We start from the raw sequence: 584 nt of genomic DNA on the forward strand, positions 1-584 counted from the left end.
CTCCTGTGGCTCCAGTCACTCCTGTTGCTCCAGTGACTCCGGTGGCGCCAGTGACTCCGGTCGCTCCAGTTTCTCCCGTTGCCCCGGTTACCCCAGTTGCTCCCGTTGCTCCCATTGCTCCCGTTGCACCAGACGCTCCAGTCGCTCCGGTGGCTCCGGTGGCTCCAGTCGCTCCGGTCGCTCCAGTTGCTCCGGTCGCTCCAGTTTCTCCAGTCGCTCCAGTCGCTCCAGTGGCTCCGGTCGCTCCAGTTTCACCAGTCGCGCCAGTCGCTCCAGTGGCTCCGGTTACCCCAGTTGCTCCCGTTGCTCCTGTTGCTCCTGTTGCTCCAGTTGCTCCCGTTGCCCCGGTCGCTCCAGTTTCACCAGTCGCTCCAGTCACTCCGGTTACTCCGGTCGCTCCAGTGGCTCCCGTTGCTCCTGTTTCTCCTGTGGCTCCAGTCACTCCTGTTGCTCCAGTGACTCCGGTGGCGCCAGTGACTCCGGTCGCTCCAGTTTCTCCCGTTGCCCCGGTTACCCCAGTTGCTCCCGTTGCTCCGGTGGCTCCCGTTGCTCCAGTTCCTCCAGTCGCCCCGGTCGCTCCAGTT

General features: G+C 64.6%; 1 protein-coding gene. It reads right to left on the bottom strand.

The annotated features are described in order from the left end of the window. Nucleotides 1-584: hypothetical protein (locus IAE55_RS33605; protein WP_200634979.1), on the bottom strand; the 584-nt coding region annotated here is incomplete at both ends.

It is taken from the genome of Paenibacillus sp. S28 (genome assembly GCF_016624415.1).
In the GTDB taxonomy this organism is placed as follows: domain Bacteria; phylum Bacillota; class Bacilli; order Paenibacillales; family Paenibacillaceae; genus Paenibacillus_AQ; species Paenibacillus_AQ favisporus.